The organism is Nostoc cf. commune SO-36, from assembly GCF_023734775.1.
Lineage (GTDB): Bacteria > Cyanobacteriota > Cyanobacteriia > Cyanobacteriales > Nostocaceae > Nostoc > Nostoc commune_A.
Genome location: NZ_AP025732.1, coordinates 3,008,138 through 3,027,992, shown reverse-complemented (window position 1 = coordinate 3,027,992; position 19,855 = coordinate 3,008,138). Strand labels below are relative to the sequence as shown.

The 19,855-nt window shown below is 41.6% G+C and carries 23 protein-coding genes; 20 read left to right on the top strand and 3 right to left on the bottom strand.

Features of this window, described 5'->3' with window-relative positions; genetic code table 11:
• Positions 1-7 precede the first annotated feature (7 nt).
• From ANSO36C_RS13570 to ANSO36C_RS13545, 6 genes are all read left to right on the top strand, one after another.
• Positions 8-187 carry a hypothetical protein gene (locus ANSO36C_RS13570; protein ID WP_251959962.1) on the top strand — a complete coding sequence of 60 codons (180 nt, stop codon included), beginning with the start codon at positions 8-10 and terminating at the stop codon, positions 185-187.
• Positions 188-201: 14 nt separating this feature from the next.
• On the top strand, positions 202-906 hold the full coding sequence (locus ANSO36C_RS13565; protein ID WP_251959961.1) for a hypothetical protein: 705 nt from the start codon (positions 202-204) through the stop codon (positions 904-906).
• 12 nt (positions 907-918) lie between these two features.
• Positions 919-1,272: a hypothetical protein gene (locus ANSO36C_RS13560; RefSeq protein ID WP_251959960.1), complete on the top strand. Its 354-nt coding sequence runs from the start codon at positions 919-921 to the stop codon at positions 1,270-1,272.
• A gap of 269 nt (positions 1,273-1,541) precedes the next feature.
• A complete protein-coding gene (locus tag ANSO36C_RS13555; RefSeq protein WP_251959959.1) occupies positions 1,542-1,901 on the top strand; it encodes a surface-adhesin E family protein in 360 nt (119 codons plus the stop codon).
• Positions 1,902-2,077: 176 nt separating this feature from the next.
• Entirely contained in the window at positions 2,078-2,266 is a 189-nt protein-coding gene (locus ANSO36C_RS13550) for a DUF4089 domain-containing protein (RefSeq protein WP_251959958.1), read from the top strand.
• Positions 2,263-3,639, top strand: a complete 1,377-nt coding sequence (locus ANSO36C_RS13545) for an AtzE family amidohydrolase (protein ID WP_251959957.1) — start codon at positions 2,263-2,265, stop codon at positions 3,637-3,639. Before ANSO36C_RS13550 ends, ANSO36C_RS13545 begins: the two co-directional genes overlap by 4 nt.
• Before the next feature lie 34 nt (positions 3,640-3,673).
• On the opposite strand, the gene ANSO36C_RS13540 is transcribed toward ANSO36C_RS13545, so the two are convergent.
• Together ANSO36C_RS13540 and ctpA are read right to left on the bottom strand one after the other, a co-directional pair.
• Positions 3,674-4,180 (bottom strand): GNAT family N-acetyltransferase, encoded by a 507-nt coding sequence (locus tag ANSO36C_RS13540; protein ID WP_251959956.1) that lies wholly within the window; start codon positions 4,178-4,180, stop codon positions 3,674-3,676.
• Positions 4,181-4,423: 243 nt separating this feature from the next.
• On the bottom strand, positions 4,424-5,668 hold the full coding sequence (gene ctpA, locus ANSO36C_RS13535; protein ID WP_251959955.1) for a carboxyl-terminal processing protease CtpA: 1,245 nt from the start codon (positions 5,666-5,668) through the stop codon (positions 4,424-4,426).
• Positions 5,669-6,072: 404 nt separating this feature from the next.
• Between ctpA and petB the strand changes: the two genes are divergently transcribed.
• The 6 genes from petB to ANSO36C_RS13505 all read left to right on the top strand — a co-directional run bounded on the left by petB (position 6,073) and on the right by ANSO36C_RS13505 (position 11,696).
• Positions 6,073-6,720 carry a cytochrome b6 gene (petB, locus tag ANSO36C_RS13530; RefSeq protein ID WP_094332660.1) on the top strand — a complete coding sequence of 216 codons (648 nt, stop codon included), beginning with the start codon at positions 6,073-6,075 and terminating at the stop codon, positions 6,718-6,720.
• Positions 6,721-6,973: 253 nt separating this feature from the next.
• Positions 6,974-7,456, top strand: coding sequence for a cytochrome b6-f complex subunit IV (gene petD / locus ANSO36C_RS13525; protein WP_069068452.1), 483 nt, complete (start codon positions 6,974-6,976; stop codon positions 7,454-7,456).
• Between the two features lie 626 nt (positions 7,457-8,082).
• Positions 8,083-8,526, top strand: a complete 444-nt coding sequence (locus tag ANSO36C_RS13520) for an ATP-binding protein (protein ID WP_251959954.1) — start codon at positions 8,083-8,085, stop codon at positions 8,524-8,526.
• A 534-nt stretch (positions 8,527-9,060) separates the two neighbouring features.
• The gene (locus tag ANSO36C_RS13515; RefSeq protein WP_251959953.1) at positions 9,061-10,050 is read left to right on the top strand and encodes a GDP-mannose 4,6-dehydratase; all 990 of its coding nucleotides are present in this window, start codon (positions 9,061-9,063) and stop codon (positions 10,048-10,050) included.
• 10 nt (positions 10,051-10,060) lie between these two features.
• A complete protein-coding gene (locus tag ANSO36C_RS13510) occupies positions 10,061-11,242 on the top strand; it encodes a glycosyltransferase family 4 protein (protein WP_251959952.1) in 1,182 nt (393 codons plus the stop codon).
• A gap of 82 nt (positions 11,243-11,324) precedes the next feature.
• Positions 11,325-11,696: a hypothetical protein gene (locus ANSO36C_RS13505; protein WP_251959951.1), complete on the top strand. Its 372-nt coding sequence runs from the start codon at positions 11,325-11,327 to the stop codon at positions 11,694-11,696.
• A gap of 49 nt (positions 11,697-11,745) precedes the next feature.
• On the opposite strand, the gene ANSO36C_RS13500 is transcribed toward ANSO36C_RS13505, so the two are convergent.
• A complete protein-coding gene (locus ANSO36C_RS13500) occupies positions 11,746-12,177 on the bottom strand; it encodes a hypothetical protein (protein ID WP_251959950.1) in 432 nt (143 codons plus the stop codon).
• Positions 12,178-12,523: 346 nt separating this feature from the next.
• On the opposite strand from ANSO36C_RS13500, the gene ANSO36C_RS13495 reads away from it, so the two are divergent.
• From ANSO36C_RS13495 to ANSO36C_RS13460, 8 genes are all read left to right on the top strand, one after another.
• Positions 12,524-12,862: a hypothetical protein gene (locus ANSO36C_RS13495; RefSeq protein ID WP_251959949.1), complete on the top strand. Its 339-nt coding sequence runs from the start codon at positions 12,524-12,526 to the stop codon at positions 12,860-12,862.
• A gap of 289 nt (positions 12,863-13,151) precedes the next feature.
• The gene (locus ANSO36C_RS13490; protein WP_251959948.1) at positions 13,152-15,287 is read left to right on the top strand and encodes a pentapeptide repeat-containing protein; all 2,136 of its coding nucleotides are present in this window, start codon (positions 13,152-13,154) and stop codon (positions 15,285-15,287) included.
• Between the two features lie 131 nt (positions 15,288-15,418).
• Positions 15,419-15,910 (top strand): hypothetical protein, encoded by a 492-nt coding sequence (locus ANSO36C_RS13485; protein WP_251959947.1) that lies wholly within the window; start codon positions 15,419-15,421, stop codon positions 15,908-15,910.
• A gap of 141 nt (positions 15,911-16,051) precedes the next feature.
• Positions 16,052-16,258 (top strand): hypothetical protein, encoded by a 207-nt coding sequence (locus tag ANSO36C_RS13480; protein WP_251959946.1) that lies wholly within the window; start codon positions 16,052-16,054, stop codon positions 16,256-16,258.
• Positions 16,259-16,486: 228 nt separating this feature from the next.
• Positions 16,487-17,725 carry a GNAT family N-acetyltransferase gene (locus tag ANSO36C_RS13475; RefSeq protein ID WP_251959945.1) on the top strand — a complete coding sequence of 413 codons (1,239 nt, stop codon included), beginning with the start codon at positions 16,487-16,489 and terminating at the stop codon, positions 17,723-17,725.
• A 2-nt stretch (positions 17,726-17,727) separates the two neighbouring features.
• On the top strand, positions 17,728-18,204 hold the full coding sequence (gene ruvX / locus ANSO36C_RS13470) for a Holliday junction resolvase RuvX (RefSeq protein ID WP_251959944.1): 477 nt from the start codon (positions 17,728-17,730) through the stop codon (positions 18,202-18,204).
• Between the two features lie 143 nt (positions 18,205-18,347).
• Positions 18,348-18,920: a DUF3727 domain-containing protein gene (locus tag ANSO36C_RS13465; RefSeq protein ID WP_251959943.1), complete on the top strand. Its 573-nt coding sequence runs from the start codon at positions 18,348-18,350 to the stop codon at positions 18,918-18,920.
• A gap of 276 nt (positions 18,921-19,196) precedes the next feature.
• Positions 19,197-19,823 carry a hypothetical protein gene (locus tag ANSO36C_RS13460; RefSeq protein ID WP_251959942.1) on the top strand — a complete coding sequence of 209 codons (627 nt, stop codon included), beginning with the start codon at positions 19,197-19,199 and terminating at the stop codon, positions 19,821-19,823.
• Positions 19,824-19,855: the final 32 nt, after the last annotated feature.

Below are 19,855 nucleotides of genomic sequence, written 5' to 3'. Positions count from 1 at the left end.
AATTACCATGAACACTATTTTACATATCACCAAAAGCGAACAGTGGACTCAATTACCGTTGCGAGAGGGTGATTGCGCTCTTTCTGCTCAAGCTTGTGCAATTACGGTATGGTTATCAAAACCGAATCCTTACGATTGGCGCTCAACTAGCATAGCTGTCATCAGGGCAAATCGATTATTTATTTAGGTAGTAAATTTAGCGTGCAAAAATCTCCAGATGAAATCAGGTCTAACTTAGTAAGATTAATTCAAGATTCTCAAGATACTTATCCAAATTTGGCATCAAGGCTAAGGGAAATGAGTAGATGGATTGCTGATAAAAAATCTGGACAACTGGTATCTAAAAAACACGTAATGCTTCTTTTGGAAGAGTTGATAGAAGATGCAACATTTTGGCTAGAACTACAATTAATACCTAAAGAGGACAAGGAGGCTGAACTGTCCTCACTGACACCAATAGAGATGTATTGGTACGAATATTTATTCCCCCTTTGGATTAATGAGAGAGATCCAAAAAAAGAAACCTGGAAAAAAGAATTAATGGCTGGTAAATTCCAAGGAAACGATAGTTCTTTAGTTGAGAAGATATGCCAAGTAATAGAATTTCTTGGAGGTGATACATTTCATTCTTATATTGCGGATCTATCAATGGCAACAGATTTATTCGCTTCTGGACTAACCAATTTACCTCTTTCTGTTCAAATAACTACTATTCAAGGTATACTTTCTCAACCAAAGCAGCAAAGATGGTTAGATACTTTACAATATTGGGGAATTGACCGGGGTTTGTTTGTAAGTTACAACCCGACAGTGTATCAAATTGAGTCAAAAATTGGACAAGAAGCATTCCAGTGTAGTGACGAAATCCCGAAAAACTGTTATTCTAAAATTGATATAGACAGATAAGCAGTTAAAGCCATGATGTCCTATCAAGTTGAAATTCCCAAAGAACAGAAAGTTACTAGAGCAAGAGTTGCTCTTGAGAGCGCCAGAGAGTTAAGACGCTCTAAAAGGCTTATGGGAGTTGATGCCATATACCAATTTGTTAAGGACGTTGATGGAGAGTGGCTAGAAAATTGGACGGATATATCGGATGCTGAGATAAAGGCAGAAAGGGTCAAAATAAGTTCTATCAAAATAGAACTCCTTGTTTTTGAGTTTATGCTGTATGTCGCAATGTTATACGCTTTTTATGTTTTGCTGCTAAACCAAATGGATTCGGTAAATTTTGCAAAAGCAAAGAACAGGGACTCAATTACATTGCTATGTTAGTCCAACAGACAATTTTTAAATCAAATAAATAATAAGAGACAAAAAGCTTTAAGGTATCTTAAAGCTTTTAGTTTTATACAGGTTTTTCTGAAATATTTAAGCTAAAAGGTGGAAGAAAATACAACAACATCTAGGTTCAGTAATTCAAGGACAGTTACTTTTACTATGAGTGAGTTACGATTGCCATACAAGAACTTCATATAATATCCCTAAAGTTCCTAATGACTAAGAGCTAACGCCTAAGAGATGATGAATTTTTTAGGTGTGTTATGAAAAGTTTGCTATTAGGTTTGATGATTGCTATGTCTGCGGCGTTGCCGGCAGCAGCAGAGTGGCAACATATCGGTGACAATGAAAGCGAAACGTCATTTTACATTGATGATGAATCAATAAGGGAAATAAATGGAGGATATCAATATTCAGAAATGTTGATTAGTGAAAGTCAGAATAAATATTTAGTTGTTCAAGAACAGATGTTATGCAGGGAAAGAGCAACTAGAATAACTGGATATGAGTCTTACACTCGCAACGGAAAACTAATTCAATCTCGTCAAATTCCTAATGATAAGTTTGGAAAGATTGTAATTGATACTGTGAAAGCTACTTTATGGGAAAAGCTTTGTAATTAGAAAAGGGCAGAGGCTAATCAGCTAGCCCCTAAACTAGGGTAACATTTCCTGAACTAAACTATTCTGATTTTTACTAGATTTTTAAATAGCAATAATTAAAAATTCTACTACCAGTCACCTGCTTGTTCAAGTGCATCAGAGAATATACTGAATGCAGAGGGGACGGAGGAGGAGAGATGAGAAGAGAAGGGTTTGATGTGGGTGAATATGTTGATCAAATGGCGTTGTTGTTGGATTTGCAGCTAAGGGATGAGTATCGTGATGGTGTGGTGGCAAATTTTGAGACAATTAGGGCGATCGCTAATCTTGTAAATTCTTTTCCTCTAGCCGAGGATATTGAAGTTGCACCAGTTTTTGAACCATGAATGATGCTGTATCAATAGCTGCTGCTGTGCGTGAAGGCAAAGTTAGCGCGGTGGAAGTTACCAAAGCTGCGATCGCACGAATAACAGCGCGGGATAATCAACTTAACTGTTTTACGGCTGTGACTGCTGAGACAGCTTTAACAGATGCAGCACGCATTGATAAGGAAATTGCCCAAGGTAATAATCCTGGTTTGCTTGCTGGTGTCCCTTTCGCAGTAAAAAATCTCTTTGATATCGCTGGTTTAACGACTCTCGCGGGGTCAAAAATCAATGCAGACAACCCAGCAGCAAGCCTTGATGCAACCGCAGTAGCGAAGCTGAAACAAGCGGGTGCGGTGCTGGTTGGTGCTTTGAATATGGATGAGTACGCTTATGGGTTTGTGACGGAAAACTCTCATTACGGTGTTACTCACAACCCTCATGATTTACAGCGAGTTGCTGGTGGTTCATCGGGAGGTTCGGCGGCGGCTGTTGCTGCGGGGTTAGTACCCCTAACGCTGGGTTCTGATACTAATGGTTCAATTCGCGTTCCGGCGGCGTTGTGTGGCGTTTTTGGTTTTAAGCCGACTTACGGGAGGTTATCTCGTGCTGGCGTAGCTTTATTTTCTAGTAGTTTTGACCATATTGGCCCTTTTGCGCGATCGCTGCAAGATATCGCTACGGTGTTTGATGTCCTTCAAGGAGAAGACGATCGCGATCCAATTTGTACAAAGCGTCCACCTCAATTGGTTTTACCACAACTTGAACAAGATATCTCTAATATCAAAATTGCGATCGCTGCTGATTATTTCACCAAAGGCGCAGAACCGGAAGCTTTAGCAGCAGTGCAAAAGATAGCTGATGCAATGAAAGTCACTGAATACGTAACCATACCAGAAGCACACCGCGCCCGTGCTGCGGCTTTTGTGATTACAGCTAGCGAGGGTGCAAATCTCCATTTGGATAAGTTACGATCGCGTCCTCAAGATTTTGATTCAGCAACACGCGATCGCTTTTTGGCTGGGGCATTAATTCCTAGTAGCTGGTATCTGCAAGCACAACGCTTTAGAAAATGGTATCGCGATCGCGTGCGGGAAGTTTTTCAAAATGTCGATCTAATTCTTGCCCCAACTACACCAATTTCTGCACCGCTAATTGGCCAACAAACTATGATTTTGGATGGTGAAGAAATTCTTGTTCGTCCTCATTTAGGGTTATTCACTCAACCATTATCTTTCATTGGTTTACCCGTTTTATCAGTACCAATTCAGCGCCCAAATAAATTACCTTTAGGTGTGCAACTAATAGCAGCACCATATAATGAAACGTTAATTTTACAGGTTGCGGCTGCGTTAGAGGTAAAGGGTGTAATTGGAGTAAAAATCTTAGTATGAAATACGTAAATATTGTTGTTTTTATAAACTTGAATTATACTCCCTGAAAAGCTTTTGGGTAAACCACTTTTCCCTTATATCTTTGGTGATAGTTTTGCAGTGGTTTGACCATGAAAACATCCTCCGGAACTGGAAACGGAGACTCAATATCATAAACAATAGAAGACTGAAAGCCAAAACGAGTATAGAAATGTGGATGACCTAATACAATGACTATAGGTTCTCTTCTTTTATCTGCTAATTCTAACCCTGCTTTTATGAGTGCGCTGCCAATACCTTGTCTTTGAAACTGTGGATGAACTGCTAAAGGTGCTAGACCAAGTACTTTTAGGGTTTCTTCACCCGCTAGGTTAATGTAGCTGAATAAAATATGACCGACTACAACATTTTCAACCTCTGCAACTAAAGAAAGTTCTGAAATATAGCAATCAGAACGGCGAATTTCCTCCACAAGTTTCGCCTCGTTTTCTTGACCAAAAGCTAATGTATTCACCTCAGCTATTGCTGTATGGTCTGACAGAGTTTCACAACGAATATGCATGCTTTGAAAAGCAATTCTCTAAAAATCCAGTTTGGTCGATATTCTACAGAAATCTTTATTTTTTACAAAAACGTTAAGAATGCGGCAATGCTAAGTCAATCGGTAAGCTTTGATGCAAGTAAAAAAATAATCCGTATTATGGTGAGGCGATTAGCACAAAATTTCACCCCTGAAAACTTTTTAAACAACATCTAATCGCCATTCCCAGTCTCTGACTGGGAACAAGACAATTATTCCTAACTCTTACACCTTCCCCGCCACCACCGAGTTTTTAACCAAAAGTTCCACGGCTGCTTGATATTGCAGATCCGCTTCGGTGCCAATCTGTTCGCGGTTAATAGCTGCTTGGGAAATCACCTGATCTGGCGTAATACCTAGTTTGTTAATATCCCGGTGTTGAGGAGTTTCATACTTAGCAATTGTGACTGCCAAACCAGAACCATCTGATAATTCAAACAAGGATTGAATTAAGCCTTTGCCAAAGGTGGTTTCGCCTACCAACTGGGCACGACCATTATCTTGGAGTGCGCCGGCGAGAATTTCACTTGCACTGGCAGTTCCTTGATTCACCAAAATCACCAGAGGATCTTTCGTCAGGGCTGGCCCAAGGGCTTCAAAACTACCCTGAATGCCTTGTCGGTTAACGGTGTAAACGATAGTGCCGGAATCTAACCACAGACGGGCGATTTCAATTCCTGATTGCAATAACCCCCCAGGATTATTTCGCAAATCTAAAATGTAGGCAGCAGCGCCTTTTTTTTCTAGACTAGAAATAGCGTGTGCCAATTCCGTTGAGGCGTTGGCATTAAATTGTGTAAGACGTAGGTAGCCAATAGGTGTCCCCTCAGTCGAAACACGCAAATCTGAAACCACAGGGTTAAGAGCAATGCGATCGCGTGTCAGTCTAATTTCTATTTCTGCTTCTCCCTCCCGTTCGATGAGGAGAGTAACAAGGCTGCCACTTGGCCCACGCATCCTGGTCGCAGCTTCATCAAGTGTAAGATTTTCTGTAGAAACGCCTTCAATTTTGAGAATGCGATCGCGTGGTCTAATCCCCGCTTTATCTGCTGGTGAACCTGCTATGGGAGCAACTACTTCCAACTTCCCATTCTCAGAATTCAAAGCAATTTGTAATCCCACTCCAGTCAGTTCGCCAGAAGTATTGACCTGTAAGCTGCGGTACTGTTCTGGATCTAAAAAGCGGGTAAAAGGATCGTCGAGGCTCTTGAGCATCTTACCAATAGCCGTATAAGTGGCATTTGAGTCTGCCAACGGCTTCTCCAGAACCTTTTGTCGGACTGCCGCCCAGTTTTGATGATTAAACGTCTCATCTAGATAAGTGCGATTAACAATTCGCCACACTTCCGAAACCAGCTTTTGTTCTCCCGTCAAAGCCATCGCCGGCTGAGTAAGCGTACCAAACGCCAACCAAAACGCCATTAACAATGAAAATCCAACTCGAAAGACTTGTTTGTTCATGAACCCCATTATCAATTCCACCTCAACCCAAATTGCCTAGATAATGCCCACTTGCTCTGTTGTTGATGAAATCTATCTCTCGATTATGTTACTTTTTTATAGAAGTGGTGCATTTTTCTCATCAAGTTGTTCAGTCAACTGATGCATCGTATCCACTCACCAAAGGATAAAATCTACTTTGTGTCCACTATTTTCTGTGTAGGGGCGTAAAGAGATCGCAATATATTCCATCTTTACAGAGTGTAAAGTTTCTGAAGTCTCTTAGCACGCCAAAAGCTGAAAAGCAAACAAAAAACTCCCCTTTACTAAAATCCCAAAATTGCTAATTGGGAGAGAAGTCTGAATGAAGCTTTTGCCGATTCAGAACTTCGGGATTTATCAACCGCAACCGACTTTTAGGAACTTGAGATTGTATGGCCAACGTTTCCGACTGGTTTGAGGAACGCCTAGAGATTCAGGCACTCGCTGAAGACGTCACTAGCAAGTACGTCCCTCCTCACGTCAATATCTTTTACTGCCTGGGTGGAATTACCCTGGTTTGCTTTCTCATCCAGTTTGCTACTGGATTTGCCATGACGTTCTACTATAGGCCAACAGTTACTGAAGCTTTCTCCTCAGTAGAGTACATTATGAATGAAGTCAACTTCGGTTGGCTAATTCGCTCCATCCATCGCTGGTCTGCCAGCATGATGGTATTGATGATGATTTTGCATACCTTCCGGGTTTATCTGACTGGTGGTTTCAAAAAGCCCCGCGAATTAACCTGGATAAGTGGTGTCATCCTAGCTGTAATTACAGTTTCCTTTGGAGTTACCGGCTATTCCTTACCTTGGGATCAAGTTGGCTACTGGGCTGTAAAAATCGTTAGCGGCGTACCAGAAGCAATTCCTGTAGTTGGCGTTCTGATTTCCGACTTGCTGCGCGGCGGTTCTAGTGTTGGTCAAGCAACACTAACTCGTTATTACAGCGCACACACCTTTGTCTTGCCTTGGTTGATTGCAGTCTTCATGCTGTTTCACTTCTTGATGATCCGCAAACAAGGCATTTCCGGGCCTTTGTAATCTCAGTTATTAGCCAAAGGCAATGTTTGTCAGTTTTCAGATGAAGTTGTTTGTTTTAAACTTATGAAGCAGGAAGAATTAATTGTACATAAGTTCCAAAAAAACAAACACTTGTATTTGAAGCCTAAAGCTGTAAAAAGTCTCCAGGCGGCTGACCGTAACAAACGCTTTTTGCCGCCTGCTAGATTTGCCTAGTAGCTGATAGCTTTCACAAATGCTTTAATTTAACTTAAGCAGGAGAGCACATTTCAAAATGTCAACACAAAAAAAACCTGACCTGAGCGATCCTCAGTTAAGAGCCAAACTAGCTAAAGGCATGGGTCACAACTACTATGGTGAACCCGCTTGGCCTAATGACCTACTTTACGTTTTTCCAATCGTGATCATGGGTTCCTTCGCTGCGATTGTGGCTCTAGCTGTGCTAGATCCCGCAATGACCGGTGAACCAGCAAATCCTTTCGCCACACCATTGGAAATTTTGCCAGAGTGGTATTTGTATCCAGTCTTCCAAATTTTGCGATCGCTTCCTAACAAACTTTTAGGAGTGTTAGCAATGGGTTCAGTACCAGTGGGGCTAATCCTCGTTCCCTTTATTGAGAACGTTAATAAGTTTCAAAACCCCTTCCGTCGTCCAGTTGCAACCACAGTGTTCCTCTTTGGCACCCTTGTAACCTTGTGGCTGGGTATTGGTGCTGCTTTACCATTGGATAAATCTTTGACTTTGGGATTATTCTAAGTTAATCACTACAAAGTGCTTTGACGCCTGTAAGTTTCAAGAGCATATTGTATGTAGATATGCTTTTGAAAACAATCAACAGGCGTCAATTTTAACAGTGATAATTCAAGAGGTCAGAATTCAGAATTCAACTAGGGACTCCGGACTGGGACAATTTTGGTGGGGATTCAAACCCCAACCAAATTGGAAAAAAGACTCTTTCCCAGTTCCCAGTCCCAAAGCTAACATTTTTCCCCAACAAGCTAAAGCTTGTTCGCGTAGCGTCTCTTAAAGAGCATCTAAATCTAAATAAACGGGTTGAAGTTACCCACGAAATATACTTTTTTTAGTGGTTAACAAAACAAGTGGTAGGTCTTAAACCTCGTTCAGATTGCATCTGGGATTTGTTTTGGATGTAAAAGCGATTTCAAAATCTCAAATCACCAAAAGTCAAGAAATACAAACATTTCTAACTTACTTAACGTAAGTTGCTAGTTACAACTCTCGAAATGCCAAAATCGTTCATGTTTTGTATTTTGGTACACAGAATATGTAAATTTAGATTTTTTTATGTCAGAGAAATTTTGCGAATAGGGCAAAATTTAATAACTAGCAACTTGAGTTTATTTACATTCAAGTCACAGTTAATGCTTCGTATAGTGCAGCAAGACCATCTGATGGTTAAGAGCGAACTCAGACTCTTAAACCATGTGCAAGAATGGTTTGAGCAATTTTGTCTGCAACATTTGTCTCGACTTGGCTGGTCAAAAACCCAACTTGATCGCCTCAATTTAGCATTAGCAGAAGGCTTTACTAACGCTGTTCGTCATGCTCATCATGCTTTACCGCCGGAAACAACCATTGAGATTAACGTTTATCTGTGGATTGACCGACTAGAGATTAGAATTTGGGATTATGGAAAACCTTTCAATCCTGATGCGATCGCAGAGCCAGCCCCAGGTACTCTGCAAGTAGGTGGGTATGGATGGTTTCTCCTCCGGCGGTTGGCTGACCGTGTTGTATACGAACGGGGTGCAGATGGTAGAAATTGCTTGCTCATTGTTAAATACTCTGTAGAAGCACAAAAGTAAAATAGTCAAAGCTAAAGGAACATAAGAACCTTCTTATAGCAACTTTGGCTTTTGAGTAGAGGCAAAGCGTAGGCAAGAAGTGCCAGTAGGGTTGAAGGGCTTGCTTGTGCAAGACGCAGTGTCTAGCTTGACTATACTTAGGAGTACAACAAACAAAACTTCTTCTATGGTCGTCGCTGCGCTAAGGGAGATTTTGCTTCAAGTTGAGCCACTCATTTTAAGGCAAAATCAACAGCAGAAAATTTGTTGCTCAAATCCATTGTTATTTGATTGATAAAAGTATACTTCTTTTTGAAAATTATTTGAGTTAGAGTAATATGTTTTTTACGTAAAATTGCTTACTAAGCATGATTTTTTTGTAAAGTCTTAAAGAATATTTTTGTATAAAAAAAATTAATGAATATAGTAAAGATAACATTCGAGTTACACTAACTTGCTTGTTAAAATTTGTCAGCAGTGTTGAGAATCTTAATTTTTGTTCTCCAACAAGTGCCATTTAGTGCTTAAAGAGATAGAGACAATAGGGGACAAAAGATGACTAAGACAGCCCTAATTACAGGAATTACTGGTCAAGATGGCTACTATCTCAGCCATTTGCTCCTCAACCGTGGTTATCGAGTTGTTGGATTAGTACCCCCACATCGACAACCTAATTTGACAAAACTGGGAACATTAGCAAATCAGGTAGAAATTTTTACAGTTGACTTGAGAGATAATGCGGCGCTGTTGACCGCAGTTGAACAATTGCGTCCCCAAGAAATTTACAATCTAGCGGCTCCCAGTTTTGTACCCGACTCCTGGAACGATCCATTGGGAACTCTGGATTTGATAACTGGCACGGCTACCAGGCTTTTGGAAGCAGTACGAAAAGTTGGTTTATCTACCAGATTTTATCAAGCCAGCAGTTCAGAAATGTTTGGCGATGTATTTATTTCACCTCAAGATGAGGAAACTCCTTTTCGCCCTAAAAATCCCTATGCTGCGGCCAAGATGCACGCCCACTGGACGATGGTGCATCATAGACAGCGCTATGGACTATTTGCCTGTAGTGGAATTTTATATAATCATGAGTCTCCTCTACGCGCACCCCAGTTTGTTACACGCAAAGTTTCTTTAGCGGCTGCATCGATTAAATTGGGTTTAACTGACACTTTAGAAATGGGTAATCTGGATGCTAAACGTGATTGGGGTTTTGCGGGTGATTATGCAGAAGCAATGTGGTTAATGTTGCAAGTTGATGAGCCAGAAGAATATGTGATTGGCACTGGTAAACTGCACAGTGTCAGAGATTTAGTTACCACAGCCTTTGAGTCTGTCGGATTGGATTGGACACAGTACGTAGTATTAAATACCAATTTATTGCGACAAGATGAGCATTTTCAACTAGTAGCTAACCCCAGTAAAGCTAAAAGAAACCTCGGCTGGGAACCCCAAGTCAGCTTTGAGGAACTTTTAGAAAAAATGGTAAAAACAGATTTGGAGCGGTTACAAAGCGGTGCAATCGCGCCCTTACCGCAAGTGTAAATAATTTAAGATGCACATCACTACAGTGACAGAAAACCTCAATTTAGGTGATAAAGTTAACAAAAGAACTAACCATGTCTTCGTGTTTTTAGAAATTTTTGCTCACGAAGGTGGTATTCAATCATATATAAAAGATATTTTTCGTGCGTATCTAGGATTAAACCAAGACTACAAAGCAGAAGTCTTTTTGCTGCGAGATAGTCCTGATAGCTTAAATCCGTTTGAAGCCGAGAACTTAAAATTTCATTACTTTAAAAATCAGTCCCCCTATTTTGGGAGATTGCAAATGGCAGCAGCTTTACTTAAGTGTCTGTTGCAAAGCCGTCCACAGCAAGTTTTTTGCGGTCATATTAACTTAGCAGTATTAATCCAAACTCTTTGCCAGCCCTTGGGGATTCCTTACACCGTGCTAACTTACGGTAAAGAAGTCTGGGAACCGCTAAAAAATCAAGAACGTCGCGCCCTGACATCAGCAGAGGGAATTTGGACAATTAGTCGTTACAGCCGCGATCGCGCTTGTATTGCTAATAGTCTAAACCCCAAAATGGTACAGATGATGCCTTGTGCAATTGATGGGGATAAATTTACACCTGGTTTTAAGCAGCCAGAATTAGTGCAGAAGTATGGCTTAACTGGTGCTAAGGTGTTAATGACAGTAGCGCGCTTATGGTCAGGAGACATTTACAAGGGTGTAGATGTCACAATTCGGGCATTACCACAAATCGCCCAAGTTTTCCCAGAAGTGAAATATTTGGTAATTGGTCGCGGTGATGACCAACCACGATTGGCACAGTTAGCCAAAGATTTAGGTGTGAGCGATCGCGTCGTATTTGCTGGTTTTGTTGCTACAGAAGCATTAATGGAACATTACCGCCTTGCTGATGCCTATATTATGCCTTCGCAAGAAGGCTTTGGCATTGTTTATCTGGAGGCAATGGCTTGTGGAGTGCCAGTGTTATCCGGTGATGACGATGGTTCTGCTGACCCCTTGCAGGATGGTAAACTAGGATGGCGAGTACCACACCGCAATCCTGATGCTGTAGCAGCAGCTTGTATAGATATGCTTCAAGGGGATGATCAGCGATGTGATGGAAAGTGGCTGCGAGAACAAGCGATCGCTCTGTTTGGCATAGATGCTTTCCAACAGCACTTACAAAAAATTCTTTTATCCCCAGTAATGAAGTCTATTTGAGTCCAAATGACAAATGACAAATGACCAATAACAAATGACTAAAATCGCTATCCTAGAAGGAGAGCAGGACGATATTTAAAAAATGAGCTTTAAGTCATTTCAATTGAATCTTTTAAATCTCCAGCCTTGGCTCACCTTGCTGGCAGTTGTTTGGTTGCTGGTATCACTGGGCTTGGGTTGGTTGGTTAATTCTTTGCTAATCATTGTCGGGTTGCTGTTTTTAGCACCCATTGTGGCTTTTTTTGGTTTTCGTTGGTGGCTGCAACGCAACTTGGTTGCCGATCAGTGTCCCGTCTGTAGATATGAATTTACGGGTTTAAATAACAGTCAGTTACAGTGTCCTAACTGTGGGGAGTCGTTGTTAGTACAAAATAGTCATTTTCAGCGCTTCACGCCAGAAGGCACAATTGATGTCACTGCTGTCGAAGTTCAGGCTAAATCACTTGAAGATTAGTAAAGAGTCATTAGTCATTAGTCATTAGTAAAAGACAAATGACTCATGACTATTTATTTTTTTGTGAGATTGAGAGGGTAGAAGTAAACTGTTGCTGGGATAGTTCGCCTATATACAGCGAGTATGTTCCTGGTGTCCAGAAACCAGAAAGTTCTGGCTTGCCTCCAGAGTAGCTATCTGCCATTACACAAAAGCGCCCTCCTGGCCCGTCGATTAACAGCGTTGGCTTCCCTGGACTCTCTACTGTTAATCGCAAATAAGGTAGTCGCTCTGTAATCTGGATGACTTGATTAGGTTCAGTGGTAATATTGCCACAATTACTTTTGAAAGTTCCCCCAGACTTTCCTTTCAAAACCAGTGGATCTGGTTGAAAATTGCGATTAATTTGGATTGTTGGTGTCTGTGCTAAATTCGCCTCAGTGAAAACCAAACTCATCGCCAAAGCTGTTGGAACAATTGCAAGTAGCCTAAGCGTCTTCATTTTAGTTAATGCTCCAGATTTTTTTAGAGCAATATTGTTATACTTTCTAATCTAATTGACGGCAGCAGTTCATCTTAGTTCCAAAAGCCGCCGTATAAAGCAATACCATTTAGTTAAGGATTGTTTGTGAAGATTTGATGTAGAGGCATTGCATTCCAACGTCTCCACATCATAAATACTCATGTCTGGAAGGCAAGCAAGAAAAAAAACAGCATTTTTCCCTGTTTAGACAGTTCTTGCACACACAGACATTAGCTAAAATCACTAAGACAACCACCAAAAATAGAATTTGGTTGGTCTGTTGTCTGTTCTTGAATAAGTATGCTAGCTGAGGTAGAAAAAATTGATGAATCCTCAACCAGAAGAAGACTTACAGCGTCGCCTCAATAAGCTAGAGGCAGAAATTAATTCCCCGCCTGGGGTAGTTTCACAAGAACCAAAACAAACGCCTCAGTCTGTTTTTGCCAGCTTCAACTTGCAACTGGAGCGATTTAAGATTTGGTTCAACAGCTTATCTGGGGCGAAAAAGCTGGTAGTTTTGGGTGTGACGGTGCTAGTAGGCTTGGCGATGCTGCAAGCAGTGTTTAAACTAGTTGCATCTGTAATCACTCTGGCGCTTTTGGCAGTGTTAGTGTATGTTGGATACAAATTTTTTGTGTCTGGTAGCTTTAAAGGTAAGCAATAAGCTGATATGCATTTATTTTGCATTCTGCTCGAAGCGATGAAAGTCAGGAGCCAGAGTACAAACTGCTTCTGACTTTCAGAGGATTTCAAGGAAGGGAAAGTACACAAGAACTGTCAAAGCCAGGTATAAAACCTGTTTTACTTCAGAATTCAGGAGTCAGAATTCTGAATTCTGCTGTATAACTCCTAAATCCTATTTCAATATGCTTTTCTTTTCGCTGATTAGCTGAGTCTATTTTAATTGTGCCGATCGCGGCGTAGATAGAAATAATATCAAAGGAAATTATACAATGACCTCACCAATTGTCAGGAGAAGTAATCAATCTGGTCAGTCAAAAAAACCGGAAAGAGCCAATTCAGTGTTGCTAGCAAGTAGGCGTTTTGCTGCTTGGGCGGCTGAAATCACACTAGTGGTTACTAGCGGGTTGATTCCCTTCGGCATTGGTGTCTATGCCAATTCTAGAAGCGATTTGAATCGAGTACCGCTAAACCCGGTGCTGGTAGTAACAGAAAGAGCGATCGCTAGACCCCTGGCTCTGCCTGTAAGCTATGGCATCCGTAACGTAGCATGGCCAACTAATATTTTGTGGACAATCGCCCTGTTAGCGCCTGTAACTCTCTCATGGTGGCAATTGTATTTACTAGCTAAGACTGGCAGCACACTTCCTAAACGTTGGTTAAAAGTGCGGGTTGTCAACGAGCAAGGGAAACCCCCCGGATTGGGGGCAGTTGTGATTAGAGAAGGATTTGGGCGTTGGACTGTACCAATTTCCATCGCCTATCTACTGTGGCGCTACAGCTTTGCTTTTCCGAATTTAGGATTATTCACATTTTTATCTTTATTAATGATTGTGGGTGAAGGGATAGGCTTACCGTCGCGCCGGGGGCGTCGCGCACTCCACGATCAACTCGCAGGTACTTATACAATAGATGCACTTTTAGCTAATAACAGACAAGCTCAGTCTGCTGGCAGTAATGATGAAGCAGAAGAATGGCAAGAGGGAGAAGAATTAGCAGCAGATCAAACCAACCAGTCGCCTAATCTGTGGCGACGAATACAGCAAAATCCTAATCTGACCATGTTTGGGATCGGGTTGACGAGTATGACTGCTGTGTTGGCAACCTTAATCGGTACTCAAGTTTATATCCAAATTCAACAATCCCAGCGAGCAACCCAGAAAATCAACAGGCAACAGTTCGATGAACTCCGCAACCAATTGACTCCTAACTCTGGGGTGACTAATGAGCAACGCCAAAGTGCAATTCTGGCTATGGGTGGTATTAATGATCCACAGTCCATTAAATATCTGGTGGATCTCTTAGTTAGCGAAACCAACCCCAGCGTCCTGGATACGATTCAACAAGCTTTAACAACTGTCGGGCCCCAAGCCATCCCAGAATTAAAAAATAAGAATCAGTTTTTGGTTAGCGAACTGGAGTCTATGGGTAGCAGTGCAGCCCAAGAGCGGGAATTACGGCAAGGGCGGCTACAAAGAAACCAACGGACAATCAATAAGATTCTCTCTGTTTACAGTGGGAAAATTCAGGGTATTGACCTGAGTAGCACCCAATTAGGTCAAAGTGGTACTCCGGGAAGTTCCTTCTTCAACTTGGTACTAGACAACCTTGATTTATCAGGGGTTAAGTTTAAATCTGCAAATCTTAACCAAGCCAGCTTTAAAGGTAGCCGCTTTCGAGGTGCAGGTGAAGATGGACGTTGGGATACTTACGACGATGTAATGGCTGATTTAAGCCAAGCTCAGTTGCAGCAAGCCAATCTGACTGATGCTAACCTCAGTCGCGTCTTGATGAACCGTACCGATTTGAGCCGCGCTACTCTCAACAGAGCCAATTTATCCAATGCGCGTCTATATGAGGCTAAACTCAATAGCACCCAACTAGTAGGAGCCGATCTACAAAACGCAGTTTTAGAAAGAGCCAGCTTGACTGGGGCTGACTTAGGCGATGCTAAATTGAACGAAGCCAATCTTTACGCTGCCCGTTTAGGTCGTGTCACTGCTATCGGAACGCAATTATCCTTTGCCAACTTAACTAACACTGATTGGCAAGGAGCAGATTTATCAGGAGCCTATTTGGATCGTGCTAATCTCAGCAATGCGAATCTGAGCGCCACTCGTTTAGCTGGTGCTGTTTTGCGTTCTGCCCAGATGGAAAACGCTAACTTGCAAAATGCCGACCTGAGTCTTGCAGATTTACGGGGGGCAAATATTGCCGGGGCAGATTTTAAAGGGGCAATTATCGCGCCTAGCAAACAAGATCCAGCAGATCAATTTGTCCAAACCCCAGATTTAGGCTCAGTATCTGCCGTAGTCCAAGGCGTTGATTTTTCTAAAGCCAAAAATTTAGATTCTAAGCAATTAGCGTACATTTGTACTCAAGGAGGCATTCATCCCCGTTGCCCGTAGAATGGAGAGCAGAGGGGCAGGGGGAGCAGGGGAGGCAGGGGAGGATGAGGGAGACAAGACGAATAACCAATGCCCAATGACTAATGACTAATGACTAATGACTAATGATTAATTGGTGTGAGGAGTCGGTTATGAAGTATATTCCACATTTGGTTTCAGTTTTGGGGGCAGGCTTGGTCTTGAGTCTGGCGAGTATTAAACCAGCACAAGCTCAAGTAGCTTATGGCAGTTATATTGGTATAGGCCCCACTGTTGGTTTTACCGATGGTATTCAATTGGGGGGCGTGATAGCGGGACGTTACAAGCTTTTGGAAGCGCCACTTTCACTCCGCGCCCAAGTGTTAATTGGTAATAATACGGCAGTTGTACCAACGGTTTCTTACGATTTTCCCCTTAACTGGCAAGCTGATGCCTACCTGGGTGCTGGGTTAGTGTTGGCTAGTGGTGGTGGTTCTTCTCCTGTGGGGGACAAAATTAGTTTTGCTTTACAACCAGGCATTGATTATATGATCCCAAATAGCAATACTGTGCTTTTTGGCAACGCCATTATTGCTTTTGATGCCTACCGTAATAGCGGTGGTACAGCTATCTCTGTACAAGGTGGTGTTGGTTTAAGATTTTAATCGATACTCCCGCTTGAAGCGATCGCTATCCCTAAGAAGCGTTAAACTTCATTGCAAATTAAGAAGTTAGTCCAAACAACGTGATAGTTTTTGGTCATGAAGAGAGACAGCATAGGATTAACATAGGAGAACACAGTGGCAATGGAATCAAATTTATTAAAAGATGCGGGCGTAGATGAAGTGAATCAAGATTTCAGTGAATATGTTGCCAACCTGCAACTTCACATGACTCTGCAAGCTCGCAATCTTGTTCCAACCCTGAAACAAACACTGGTAGATAGTCGCCAGCAATTACTCCATCAAACCCAAGCCCACTTTGAAAAGCTGGTTTCTCGACAAGGGCTATAAAATATATACAAATTTTAATCAAAATTCAAATAAAATAAGGGCAGATGTTGTTGGGTCAATGCCAATGGTGTTCTCACAAGGTCTGCTTTTTCTGATTTTTTAAGTATTAAGTTACTGAAATCACCCTTTTGGCACAATAGTAAAAAGCAGAAACTAGTTAAGATGATTGCAGCAGTTCCTTGCTTTGAAGAGCAGTTAGTTAAGGCTAAATGGCGGCTCGAATAAAAAATGACCTCATTACTTCCCAGAAACCTCAGCGTTGTTATCCGACCAGTCCAATACCGGGATCTGGACGGCATTGAGCGCATAACTCAAGAGTCATTCGCAGCTCTTTCTCCCAAGGGAGCAGGTTTTGCCATCAACCAGATGCTTATGCTGCGTCGCTGGTATGGATTACTCAAATTTTTGAGTTGGTTTCCTAACCCGCTCCAGTATCGCCTCTGTGCTTATATCGCAGAGCAAGGGCGGATGCTTTTAGGAATGATTCAAGTATCACCTTTTAACCGGACACGCAGTACTTGGCGGATTGATCAAGTGCTATTAGAGCGTGGTGTCGATAAACAAGGAATTGGATCGCAACTTTTGCGTCATTGCTTTGAATCGATTTTGGAAGCTCGTACCTGGCTACTGGAAGTTAACATCAACGACATTGAGGCGCTAGCACTATATCGACAAAATGGATTCCAGCGTCTGGCAGAAATGACATACTGGGAAATTGACCCAGAATTACTGGCTGAATTGGCACAAGCAGAGCCAGACTTGCCCAACCTGTTGCCAGTGAGTAATGCTGATGCCCAATTGTTGTATCAACTAGATACGGCATCGATGCCACCTTTGGTACGTCAAGTTTTTGACCGCAATACCCGCGACTTTAAAACCAGTTTGTTTGGCGCTTTAACTGATGCAGTCAAGCAATGGCTAACTAAAACAGAAGTAGTCAGTGGTTACGTATTTGAACCCCAGCGCAAAGCTGCGATCGGCTATTTTCAGGTGCAGCTTGACCGTAAGGGTGAAGTTCCCCATGCTGCAACGCTGACGGTTCATCCTGCTTACACTTGGCTATATCCAGAATTACTATCTCAACTAGCTCGTATTGCCCAAGATTTTCCCCAGCAAGGGTTACAGCTAGCCTCCTCAGACTATCAGGCAGAGCGAGAAGAGTATCTGGAGCGAATTGGAGCAAAACGCATAGAACATACGTTAGTTATGTCTCGCTCTGTGTGGCACAAGCTACGGGAGTCTAAATTTGTCTCCTTAGAAGGAATTCAGTGGACTGATATGTTGCAAGGTTTACAACCAGCACGTAAACCTATCCCCGGTGGGATGTCATGGATACAACCAGGACAACTGCCATCGTCGGATAAACCATTGCCAAGTAAGTCAGAACCAATTAACTTTTCGGTAAAAAACCCTAGCATCGAAGCATCGCCGATTTCTGAATCAGCAGATGCACAGCAGGAGAATTAATTGTGATATCCCCAGAGCAACCGAAACCTTTTATTTCAGCGTTGGGGCTAGATTTTGGTCGCAAACGGATTGGTGTAGCCGGGTGCGATCGCACGGGTTTAATTGCCACGGGAATCACCACAATTGAGCGTACATCTTTTGAGCGCGATGTGGAGCAAATCCGACAAATAGTTAATGAACGTGAAGTGCAAGTTCTCGTTATGGGCTTACCTTATTCAATGGATGGCTCACTAGGATTTCAGGCTCGTCAAGTTCAGAAATTTACTACAAGGCTTTCTAAAGCACTAAAACTGCCTGTGGAATATATGGATGAGCGATTAACTTCATATCAAGCAGAGCAACTGCTGATAGCTGAAAACCGCTCCCCATCACACCATAAAGGTTTGATTGACCGCAAGGCAGCCGCTTTGATTTTGCAACAATGGCTGGATGTTAAGCGTGCCAGTTCCCGCAGTTCAGTTGCGGCTATTGAATATTGATACCTTTTAACATGATATTCTGAAAACGATTAGCCAGCAGTTGTATCTATGTATAAAGCTATTTGCTTGACATAATATGTCATGAAAAAATAGTTAAGCGATTTCCAAACTTGCTGGTATTTATTAAATTTCTACATTTGGCTATGTTTTCCTCTCCATTCTCTGAAGAAAATGATAACGCTCATGCGGGTTCCATCACTTTAACCGATGACAAAGGGCGATCGCTCGACTGTTATGTAGAGCATCGACTTGAGGTTGATGAGCAAGAATATGTTTTGCTTCTTCCTGTAGACTCACCTGTAGAAATTTTTTCTTGGGAAGGTGACGGTGAGGAAGAAGAAGCGGTTCTGGTAGAAGATGATGCCATTATTGAGCAAATTTTTGCTAATGCCCAAGCTGTGTTATCTGAGCAGAACCTGGTATTGAAAAATACAGCTTATGCTTTGACAGTTGAAGGTGATTTACCGCCAGTTGAAGAATCAGAACTCTTCACCTTAGAAATCGAAGACGAAGGGGAAGATTTAGAGCCAGAACAATTACAACTACTCGCTAGCTTCTATGATGAAGATCAAGAGTATGCAATTTATACACCCCTCGATCCCTTGTTGTTTTTTGCCCGGATAACGAAAACAGGTGAACCTGAATTACTCTCTCCAGAGGAGTTTCGCAAAGTGCAGCCTCTGTTAGAAGAACATCTTTTTAATGAAGTGGAATAAGATTAAAAATTCAAAATGTAACGTTTTCATTTTGAATTTTTTAATTGAAAGTTTTGATTGTAATCAAAATCTAGCTAAACCTTTTACCATGTCCCATTAAATGTGGAAGCAATGAATCATTGACACTAAATTGGGACAATTAGTATTGTTTAAGATTCTGGAAAAAGCAGTTTGGTAGGGATTTTAATTCCATTATCCGTCTTGAAAAGTTTGCCACGGAGGGAAACCCTTCTTACAACTTTCCGCAAAATCCAAAATTGGGATGAGGTGCTGAAAATGGCTTATAGCGACTTTACATTAAGTAAATTTAAAAAGTCATTCAGCATCCACATTGATGAAGAAACTGATTTATGTGCCGACATCGAACCTTTACAGCCAAGCGAGAAACTTATAAATTCTTTAGAAGAAACAGCAGAATTGGCTTTAGCAATTAATACTGAAAAAGCTCGTTCAGAAATGATTATCACTCCGATTTTGTTGGAGGTAAGACGTAGGGCTAGTTATCCAATTAGTTTATTTTCAGGAACAGATTTTAATGTAGATGCTGAAAAAGGTCTAAATGGCTATTGTGATTTTATCATTAGCCGTGCTAAAGAGCAACTAACAATTAATGTACCTGTGGTGGTTATTATTGAAGCAAAAAATGAAAATATTAAAAGTGGATTAGGTCAATGTGCAGCGACAATGTTGGCAGCACAATTGTTTAATCAACAAGAAGGAAATGAAATTAGGAAAATTTATGGCGCGGTAACAACGGGGGATATTTGGAAGTTTTTGAAGTTAGAAGAAAACGATATATTTATTGATTTGAATAATTATTACATTAAAGAGATAGATAAAATTTTAGGGATTTTATCTCAAAGTGTTCAGGGAGATATCCCAGAATCGAGTCCGACTAACTAAACTATATTGGGTTATGCTCATTTGTCTAGAAC